Here is a 2,534-nt window from a genome sequence, read left to right on the forward strand (position 1 = left end):
CCGGCAACGCCGGTTAGCGCAGTAGGACTGACGACCCGGCAACGCCGGGGAGCCGAAGGTGGCCATGTCCCGGCAGTGGCAGTGGCAGTGGCAGTGGCAGTGGCAGTGGGAAGATTACAGATGAAACGCGTTTAACAAACTGTACGGACTTATAACCGGGAAGGCTGGCAGGCAAAAGGTAAGGGCCGGTGCGGGAGCACCGCCCCTTACCTGCCCGAAGGGCTGCTTTTCGCTTTCAGACGCGCGCATATTCGCAGGCATCGCGCATCTTTGAATGCTGTTTAACTGAAAAACAGCGTAGCCGTGTTCACGCCGCAAGCCCGCGCGTACCGGGACAGGTTTTCGACACTGGCAGAGGTGATATTTTTTTCCATGCGTGAAAGCGTTGACGGTGCAATACCCATTCGAGCGGCTACGTCTGCGCTGTTTAATCCGGCATGGCTGCGCCACTCGGCCAGCAGCTCCTGGAGACGCTCCTTCCGGGCTTCCGCCTCATAGGCTGCCCGAAATTCATCACCCTGCATCAGCTTTGCTTTCATCTCCGCGAGAGTTTTATGTGCCATTAATCATGTCCTCCAGTCTGCGCCACGCCAGATCAATTTCGGCAGGTGGCGTTTTAGGTGTTTTTTTGATGAAGATACGTAACACAAAAATATTCTGGCCTGTCTGATATACCCATAAACCGCGAGCTATATCACCACCCATTGTGCGAACTTCAAACAGACCGTTACCGAGAGGCTTACAGTGCGGCTCTCTCAGGGAGCGGGGATTTTTTTCCAGCTTCTCCAGCAGTCGAACCATTTTGGCGGCTATTTCTGCGGGAAAAGCTTCCAGTTCATCACCGGCATTGTCGTGCAATTTTACGTTAAACAATTTATCTCCTCCGTGACAGAAATAATAGCAATAATGCTAACTTAGCTCAAGAGCTAAGTTAGCATATAAGCTAATCAATTATTTACGTTCTTCTCCTACATTCCTCTGATAAATTCCATCATCGCCTTGATCCGGCGCTGGCTTTTAAGCCGTTCTTCAAAGTCGTTGAGATAGTAAGCCGGTGTATAGCGTACCCGGTTAAACTCCAGCGTCAGCGTGTTACCGGTGACAACCTCGGCCGCAATGCCCAGCAGGGAAAGCTGTATAAATGCCATATCCGCTGCAACAGGATCGATATCGATGCAACTGACAAACATCTGTGCGGACGGGTTCAGCCCGGCTTCAATCAGGCACTCAGCATATGCAATCACCATTCCCCCGGCTCCGCAGGTCGGCTCTGACAGCGTAAACATCCCTTCCCGCCGGATGGTATCAATAACGCCTGGCATAAGAAGACGTGCCATCATCGACTGGACGCTGTAAGGCGTAAAATACTGCCCCCGGCGATCGTCGCCCAGCTCCAGCTCCATAAAAATTGCGCCCAGGAAATCATGAAACTGTGCCTCAAGCGCACATACCATCAGCGCTAACAGTTCATGCAAATTCTTTATATCGGCGGCGCTATAGCGTTCGCAGATTTTCCGACAGCGTTCAATGCTTTCCGGCGTTCTGATCCGCGCTATATCCAGCTCGCTGGCTGCGAGGATAATAAAGTCGCTGAAGACCTCCCAGCGGCGCAGGTTGTACCCTGTTTTTCGAAAGACGCTGATAAACTGCTCTCTCGCCGCTGCCAGGCTTAACGCGGATGCGAAAACCGCAGGCTGAGTTCCTGGAAGCGCAGGGACATTGCTCAGAACAACCGGTGCCGCGTCCTGTGCCTGGTCAAAAAATTCCGCAAAACTTATCTGTGACATGAATCGATTCCTTTTACAGCCGCCCCGATCAGGGGCGGCTTTTTCACATCACGCGAGGCCGAGTCCGGCGTAAACCAGCGTCATAAACTGCTGCCAGTGCTCCAGGCGAATAGCCGGGACGCGCGCGCGTTTCCCTTTACGAAGGGCATTTACAAATGCCTGTGCGTGTGACACGATTTGCGGGTCGAATTGCATGGATTTATCTCCGGTAAGTTTGACAGCGCCGGAACGTTCGTTGGTAGCGTGGTTCCGGCGGTGAATGAGCAGGCTTTTGCCTGCTTTTTTCATTTCTGGTTCAGATCAAATGCCTCCTTAACGCTCGCTATGATTTGGGCGTGGGTCATATGGTTGTAATTACGAAGGCAGAAGTAACGCACACCGATCCGGGCGTAAATCTCCGTTACCTCGCCGCAGTACATCTCTGCAAACATGAACGTTTCACAATTCCCGTTCTCACTGGATGCCCAGTTCAGCGGATAAAGTGTCCCCAGCGCATCGTGAAAGCGGTGCACGTCGATCTCCACAGGCGCTTTTAACGCCGCCGCCTCACGATTCAGCCAGTAATTCCGAACTTCTTCGGCGTAGCCCTCTGCGCTGGTAAAACCATCTCCCAGGTAGTAATTACTTTTTTGACCTTCAGCCCAGGTTTCGGTGGTTTTGGTTGCGGCGGTTTTGACGTTCTGTGTGTTCATGCTGGTTCTCCTCTGATGGTTACTAAAACCCTGTTTCGGTTGGTATGGAGCGGCG

Annotated in this window: 5 protein-coding genes; all 5 read right to left on the bottom strand. The window is 52.6% G+C overall.

Features of this window, described 5'->3' with window-relative positions:
- Nucleotides 1–281 precede the first annotated feature (281 nt).
- Nucleotides 282–563, bottom strand: a complete 282-nt coding sequence (locus ACNY69_RS21565) for a helix-turn-helix domain-containing protein (RefSeq protein ID WP_064365784.1) — start codon at nt 561–563, stop codon at nt 282–284.
- On the bottom strand, nt 553–873 hold the full coding sequence (locus tag ACNY69_RS21570) for a type II toxin-antitoxin system RelE/ParE family toxin (RefSeq protein WP_418800330.1): 321 nt from the start codon (nt 871–873) through the stop codon (nt 553–555). The genes ACNY69_RS21565 and ACNY69_RS21570 overlap by 11 nt, the downstream gene beginning before the upstream one ends.
- Nucleotides 874–968: 95 nt before the next feature.
- Entirely contained in the window at nt 969–1,787 is an 819-nt protein-coding gene (locus ACNY69_RS21575) for an N-6 DNA methylase (protein ID WP_418800333.1), read from the bottom strand.
- A gap of 48 nt (nt 1,788–1,835) precedes the next feature.
- On the bottom strand, nt 1,836–1,982 hold the full coding sequence (locus ACNY69_RS21580; RefSeq protein ID WP_033766153.1) for a hypothetical protein: 147 nt from the start codon (nt 1,980–1,982) through the stop codon (nt 1,836–1,838).
- Nucleotides 1,983–2,071: 89 nt separating this feature from the next.
- The gene (locus ACNY69_RS21585; RefSeq protein ID WP_418800336.1) at nt 2,072–2,479 is read right to left on the bottom strand and encodes a hypothetical protein; all 408 of its coding nucleotides are present in this window, start codon (nt 2,477–2,479) and stop codon (nt 2,072–2,074) included.
- Nucleotides 2,480–2,534: the final 55 nt, after the last annotated feature.

Origin of the sequence: Pantoea graminicola (genome assembly GCF_048452665.1) — a bacterium.
Taxonomy (GTDB): domain Bacteria; phylum Pseudomonadota; class Gammaproteobacteria; order Enterobacterales; family Enterobacteriaceae; genus Pantoea.